Here is a 7112-nt window from a genome sequence, read left to right on the forward strand (position 1 = left end):
GCCTCTTATAACGGTGCGGCTCGAACGCCAGCCAGCAACCGCCCAACCTCTTCCAATCCGCGGCGATAGACATCGGCCAGGGCATCGTGCCGGGAAGGATCATCGTAGAGTGGCCCCGGCTTGTGTATGAGGGCCTTGGCGAGATCCGGGCGCTTCGATAACCGTGCGATCGCGATCTGGAAGGATCGGACCTGCTGACCTTCGGCCTGCTTAGTGTCCAAAGTGGCGGCCTTCAGGTCGGGTACGCCGTAAACTGTCGAGTCCTTGCCTCTTAGGGAAGCCCGCCGAATGAGACATGGCAGGCAATACCCGCAGTGCCCCTGCGGCTTCTTGGTCCAGCGCCCCTTCGTTGGTGACGAACATGATAGCGACAACGGGGCAAGCTGCTTTAGCAGTGCAGGATTGGCGCATTGGGCGACCATCTCCCCTTTGGTCTTGTCCCAATAGGGATTCTCGACCTTCCCCGCCACGCCAAGCGCCCGGAGCAACTCGTTCCACCGAGCCATGTAGAAAGGATGCGTCGTCCGGGTGCTGAGCGCACCCAGCCGAAGCCGATCGAGCGGCACATTGAGTGCGATCAAACCGTTCTCCGGCACCTTAAGCACGAAGTCGCGCCCGAGCGCGGTGCCGGCGGCGACGCCCAAGGAGAAGAACAGGAACGAGCGGCCGCGCGTCGTATCTTCCGAGCCGACATCCTGGACCAAGCCGCTATCGAAGCTCATCCACACCCGCAGCCGATCGAAGGCGGATGATTTGTAAGCGGCTTTCAAACCGTCGAAACACTGCTCCTGCGACTTGCTCACCAGCCCTTCCCCGGCGTGGCTGACCAGAAGCGGCGTCTCGCCGGCATTCAAGCTGTCGACCGCGCCGATCAGACTGTCCAAGCCACCGGAGAACAGACTCACACCGTCGAATGGGGCGGGGATAAGGGTGGGAGCCGCGGCGGGAACCAGTTTTTCATAGCTCTTGGCCCGTTTGCGGAATCCGACATCCCACCTGTCGCCGGTCAGGAAGTTCAAGGCGCGGACCAGAATGGGCGCTGCGGCGGCCCATTGCACCGGATCGCTCACCGGGATGACTAGCCGAATCTCTCGCGTCCAGGCATCCTGCGATTCCGTGGAGCGGGAGATGCGGGTGTCTGCCGCATGGACATGGGCCGCGAGCACCAGCATGTCCGCGCCGATCTCGCTCGGGGTCAGATGCTGCGCTTGGAGATCGGCTAAGGCGCGCCCGATCCCGTGATCGAGACGCGTGCCCGCCACTAACTGCAAGGTCGATGCGACCTCGTCGCGCGCCTTCGGAACGCGGGTCTTATCGTCCGGCCCGAAACGACCGATGATGACATGGCGCCTCATTTCGCTGCCTCCCCATCACCCATCGTCTGCAACACGTCGAAGGCGGATTGATAGACGTTAGTCACGAAGCCCATAACCGCATCGGGGGTCAGAGACTGAACGTTGACGCCCGCGGCGTTGATGGCGTCGCTGACACCGCGCTGGATGAAATCACGCAGTTGCGCCTGCACTCTCTCAGCCGCCCGGGGGTCAGCCGGCAAGGTCACGACCTTGGTGCCGATGTCGTTGCAGATACGAGCCTCGATCGCGTGCGTCGCATATAATTCGAAGACTGTCTGGATCTGGCCGGGTGTAAGCGCGTCGATGTCGGTAATGCCGGCACCGGCGAGATCTGCGATAGTCTCTACGAAGGCGTCGCGCGCGATCCCCTCGTCGATCGACCCCCCTTCGGGACAGATGTAGTCGGCAAGCCCCGCGAACACTTCCTCGATCGGCCGCCCGGCGAGGCTTTGGAGATTGAGCGTTCGTAGCGCTTCGCGAACGCCATTGGTGCTGGCGTCATTGAGGAATCGGACGAGCCCGGCGCCTGCCCCTCGCGAAGAGCCCATACGCTGCGCAGCTTGGCGCGAGCCGCCCGCCGACTTGGACACATACTGCGAAACAGCGCGACCGAGGCTTCTACGGTCGCTGCCACCCGAGCTTACGAACCGCGTGAAATTGTTTCGGGCAGATGTAAACCGATCCGATGACCCAGCTGGTGCGGCCGGCCGAGCTGCCGGCGCCGGAGGAACTGCTGGGGGCGATCCATCAGGCGACGGCGGTTGTGTTCCGTCGCCATCACCCGCGCCCGTCCCGGCCCCGCCGTCGCCCTCGCCCTGCAGCCAACTCGGGATGAGCGGCGTCCCACCGCCCGCGCCACTATAAGCGTTCGACGTGCCCATCAGCGGCCACCTTTCCGCGTGCGAAGCGCGGCGCCAGCCGTCGTCTTCAAGAAGGTCGATTGAGACGTCGACCATCTTTGGAGGAGCTTTTCGAACCGAGCTACGGCGTCGGTATCCTTGATGATGCCCTCCCAGCCCGACGCGGGCCACGGCCCGCACCGATCGGCCGGCAAGGCTTCGAGCAGATCGAGAAGATTGGCTTGAAGTGTCGGGTGCGCGCGAACCAACACGGCGAGTCCGTCTACACCGGGAGGCGCTGTATCGAAGGCATCGCCGCCCATAACGCGCCCGCGCAATTCCTCGAAGACTTGAGCGGCCTCGGCCGGAACGAGCTGCTTGAGTTCACCTTCGAACGCCTGAACGGCCAGCTTCGGGCCGAGCAACTTTTCGACCACCGCCGCGAGACGTCCGAGGACGGAGGCTGCACCGAAATAATCCTTCCGATCCTTGGTCACGAACAGGTAGGGGCGCAGATCGACTTCCGCCAACGCCGGTGACAGCTGCGCCCAAGCCCGTATCGCATCGGCCGCCTTCCATTCCGTCAGGATAGCGCTGTCCTTGGAGTCCGGCACGGTGGTCGGCTTGGCGTCGTCGACTGAACTGATCTTCGACCCGGTTCGCTTCGCCTTGGCGGCTGGCTCCTCCGATGCGGCGGCTTCCAGCGCCGCCAAATCTACGCAGCGGCCGTCCGGATCGCGGGCAGCGGCGCTTGCAATCTGGTCAAACAATCTGGAGAGAAACCGTTCGGCAAGCATGAGTTTCGCTAGGACCGGCAGCTTCACATCGTCTCCGAAGCCCCGAGCGAGCGCAGTCTGATGCCGTAGCAGCAGGGTGTTCAGGAAGCGCTTTATCTGCCGCGGGTTGCCCTGCGTCCCGCTGGCCAGGATCGGACCGATCTGATCGCTAAGCGTGAGCGCGTTCTGCACTTGGCCGGCTTTGTCGCCCAAGGCGGTTTTGACCGTCTGCGCGTCGAGCCCGGCCGTTTGCCAAGGCCGTTTGAGCAATTCACGCGCGACGGTTATAAGCGCCGAGTAAGCGGGGTCGTCCTCGCCTAGCTCGGCGCCGATGAGTAACAGGGTGACGTAAATGCGGGTTTCGGTCTCACCCAAAGCCGGGATCCGAAAAGGAATCTGGATGAGCTTTTCGAGATAATTGCGCGCATAGTCGCGTGGGCCGGTCGTATCCGGCAGCTCAGGGAAATGTTTGCGCACCGAATATTCGATCATCGCCTCGTCGGCCGCGACGATGAACGCGGTGCGGGCGGTGAAGACGAACAGGCGGACGGCTTCGAGCGTTTCAATTGCCGTGTCCGGTAGGCAGCGGTCGAGATCGTCGATGAGGACGATTAGTTGCTTGACGTCCGCCTGTTTTAGCAGATCGTCAAACGCCTTCCGGAACGCCTCGATCTCCTCCGGCACATTCTTCGACTCTCCGGGTTTTAGTAGCCCCTGCACACCATCGATAGCCTTGTCGTAATTCTCCTGGGTGGCAAGTTTCGAGGGATCGGCGAAAATTCCCTTCAACGTTCCGACCACCGCGCCGACTTGATCGGCTGTGGGGATGCCGGTGAACGCGGTGAAAGCGAGACCTCCGCCGTGCCGCGCGATCTTGAGCCAGTCGATCCGACGGAAGATGTCTTTGACGGCTATGCCGGCCTGGGTGAGCAACGGGCGCTTTTCGATAAGCCCCGTGACGATGCCCTCGATCAGCGCGATCTTGGCATCTTCGAATCCCTGAAAACGCCAGCCGTTGAATTTGATGCAGAGGACGTCCTTATCCGAGCTGAGGCCGTTCTCGATCATCTCCAAGATGCTGGATTTACCGGCACCCCAGTCACCATGAACACCGATGGTCACGGCGCGCTCGGGCTTCTCGCGCAGCAGCTCGATGATGGTCTTGGCGATCGCCTCGTTGTTGAGGAGATCTACCTTTGTCTCATTGTCAGTAAGAATCATCCCGCCCCCTGGTCTCGGTGCTTCATAGCGGCCGCGCCGTGCTCCCCGCGCACAATGTGCCGCAACAATTCGAGATAAGCTATATGATCTTGTGTGCTGTAAATTTGCCGCTTCATCTATGTGTGAGATGTCCTAATATTACTGAGAGATATTAAATTGCTCCGATGACGGGCTGAATCGCTTCATGTAACTCATGTCCGCGTCGGCCTATGATTTCAACAAGAGCATCGGCGGGTAAGGCGGCAACGGCCTCTCGGTTCAAATGACCAGCATGAAATAGTGCGAGAATTTCCCCCCGCGTCAGCGGAAAGCCAAGCGTGCTCAAGGGCAACGCTTCGACTGGAAGGCCGAGATCAAGCCGGGTGAGCAATAGCGCTGCCGCCTCTTGTTCCTCGGCCCGCTCCAGCACGATCGCAGCTATGCGCAGCGCGGACTCCAATAGGAAGCGAGAGCCATCCGCGTAACCACGAATGTCGCCATGCCCTACCCTGACAAAGGCATTAGACGAGTACCGAGCCTCGATATCATTGGTCGGTTCGCCAGCAATCCAATCGCTCACGATGAGCGCGCGCTTGCATCGGCCATAGAACGCGACATCGCTTTCGGCACGATGCTGCAGCGCGCGACACACGCCATGTCCGAAGCGGCCAAGGGCGGCCTGCTGCCACCGCGGCTCACCATTGCGGGTTTGCGGTGTGTAGTCCTCGTCGCGCTCCGGTAGACATTCGACGAGAACAAGGAGGGCTTCTAGCGTCGCGTCGGCCGGATCAACACGACGCAACAGCTCAACCAGGCGCATCGCGGACTCGAGTGTGAGGGGAGACTCGCCGCAGGCACGCCCAAGCATGGTCAGGCGGAGATTATCGGCGTCTGCTTCGATCAGGCCATCCGCGATCATGCGGTCCAACAGCCGCTCCAGTGTAGGAACCATGCGATCGCGCCATGCCGGATTCTGGAGGGCGGCGAGATAACCTCCATAGGTGTTCGCGATCAGGTCAACGACGGCACCGCGCGGAACATCTCTAACCTGCGTAAGCAAGCGGATCACCCAGGTTCCCGGCTGGTTCGGATTGAACGATGACCGGATGAACTCCGGCTGACCTTGCACATACTGCCGGAACAGCTGATTGCGCTCCATGGGGGTATCGGCGAGCAGGATTGCCTTTCCCTCGGCCTCGAACCCCAACCGACCGGCGCGGCCCGCCATGTTCTTATACTGAGCCACCGTATAGGGCTGCCGCTCCCGCCCGGGGAAATCAGTCTCCGCGATGATAACGGTGGATGCGGGCGTGTTCACGCCCGCGGCAACCGTGCTGGTCGCGACGAGGGCCCTGATCTGGCCATCCGCCCGGCGAAATCCGCGCTCCACGGCGACGCGCTCATCGCGGGTGAGATCGCCATTGTGAAACGCGATGCCGCCCTCGAGCGATCGGCGGAGACTCTCCGAGGTCTGGGAAAGGTCGCCTTCGGGAAGTGCGTCGATCACCGCTTGCGCCGCAGGAAGGCCAAGCTCGGCCGCAAGATAGTTCGCACAGCCGCTCGCCGGACCACGCGCATTGCGGAAAATAATGACCTTCTCGCCGGCGTCAATGAGATGGCGGACTAGCGGCACGATCACGTCCTGCGACGATTGCCTTTGCCCGCGCTGGCGGATCGCGAAGCGGTCGAGCAGCTGAATGGTTTCGGGACCGTCCGGCCCCAGGCGCGTAAGTGCGCCGGTTCGGTCGAGTACGCCTTCCACAAGCGGAACCGGCCGATGATCGGTTTGCAAGAGCTCGCAACCGAGCCAGCGGTCGAAATGGTTGGCGTGGCCGATAACCGCGCTAAGTGTGATGAGCTGCGGAGCAACGCCGCGCTGGCGGGCGCTCACGAGGTTGGTGAGCAACAGTTCGACCACCATGCCGCGACCTGGCTCGGTGATGAACTGCGCCTCGTCGAGCACGACTAGGCCGATCTGATTGAGCATGTGCGCGGAGGCGACCGACATGCTGAGGAATTTTTCGTAGGTGAAGAACGCGATGTCGTACTTGCCCCGTAGAACAGTGCCGACCTGATCCTGCCAATCGCCGGAGCATCGCGCGATTCGGAGCCCCAGACGATCGCCGTAGAGGGCCGAGAAGTCCTCGAACTTCTCGTTTACGAGCGCCTTGTACGGCAGCAGGAACACGGCCTTGCGGCCATCCGCAATGGCCTTGAGCGCCGCCAGCTCACCGATGAAGGTCTTTCCTGCGCTGGTCGGCGCGACGACCATGAGCGAGTTGCCATCCAACACCCCCTTTTCGTTGACTGCTTCGATCTGAAGCTCGTTGAGCCCTTGAGGAAAGCGCTCATGCCATGCGTCGACGGCTCCTTGCGGAATACCTGCCGCGGCCAATTCGCGGATGTCGCCTGTCGTCTGAAAATTGACGCGTTCCGGAAAGGCTTCGCGATAGCGGGCACCAATCTGGCCGGGAGGCAGGACAAGATCGCCCTCGGTCTGGCCGAACATGGTCGGTGATTGGACATAGCCAAATCGCCCAGCGTTCGCCGTGACAAGGCGAGTAACGCGATCGACAAGCTCAAGCACGCCGAGTGGGACGTGTGCCTCCAGCAAAACGTCAATGACGGCCTTGGTGAAGAGGCCGTGGCGCGATTGGGGATCTTCGAGCGCCTCTTGATCGGCCGAGGATGCGGCGAAGAGGATACGTCCCTGACCTGCCACCTCGACGAGCGGGAAAGCCACCGCGTCGCGGGGGACCAGACCGGCGTCGATCACGCGCGCCGGAGCACCGCCACTGAAGCAGCAATCCAGCAGGAGGATGACTGCACGCGCTCTGGTCTCTCGAAAGCGCTGAGCCAGCTCGTCCATGCCGAGCGTCGTGTTCGGCAGATCGGGGACTGTCAGGATTTCCGTGTGCGGCCGGGCGGTTGATCATCAGGCC

Annotated in this window: 4 protein-coding genes; all 4 read right to left on the bottom strand. The window is 62.1% G+C overall.

The window, feature by feature from the left end:
- Positions 1–5 precede the first annotated feature (5 nt).
- A complete protein-coding gene (gene qatC, locus ET21_RS0102785; protein ID WP_030538487.1) occupies positions 6–1355 on the bottom strand; it encodes a Qat anti-phage system QueC-like protein QatC in 1350 nt (449 codons plus the stop codon).
- Complete coding sequence (gene qatB / locus ET21_RS0102790; protein WP_237751474.1) at positions 1352–1945, bottom strand: Qat anti-phage system associated protein QatB; 594 nt, start codon at positions 1943–1945, stop codon at positions 1352–1354. The genes qatC and qatB overlap by 4 nt, the downstream gene beginning before the upstream one ends.
- Positions 1946–2235: 290 nt before the next feature.
- Positions 2236–4191 (bottom strand): Qat anti-phage system ATPase QatA, encoded by a 1956-nt coding sequence (qatA, locus tag ET21_RS0102795; RefSeq protein WP_030538489.1) that lies wholly within the window; start codon positions 4189–4191, stop codon positions 2236–2238.
- Positions 4192–4342: 151 nt separating this feature from the next.
- A complete protein-coding gene (locus tag ET21_RS0102800) occupies positions 4343–7039 on the bottom strand; it encodes a DEAD/DEAH box helicase (RefSeq protein ID WP_202807110.1) in 2697 nt (898 codons plus the stop codon).
- Positions 7040–7112 lie beyond the last annotated feature (73 nt).

The organism is Sphingobium sp. DC-2, from assembly GCF_000722555.1.
GTDB classification, from domain to species: Bacteria; Pseudomonadota; Alphaproteobacteria; order Sphingomonadales; family Sphingomonadaceae; genus Sphingobium; species Sphingobium quisquiliarum.

What these genes read in the sequence shown, in the direction of transcription:
- qatC (WP_030538487.1), bottom strand. Translation starts at nt 1,355, where the DNA reads ATGAGGCGCCATGTCATCATCGGTCGTTTCGGGCCGGACGATAAGACC.
- qatA (WP_030538489.1), bottom strand. Translation starts at nt 4,191, where the DNA reads ATGATTCTTACTGACAATGAGACAAAGGTAGATCTCCTCAACAACGAG.
- ET21_RS0102800 (WP_202807110.1), bottom strand. Translation starts at nt 7,039, where the DNA reads ATGGACGAGCTGGCTCAGCGCTTTCGAGAGACCAGAGCGCGTGCAGTC.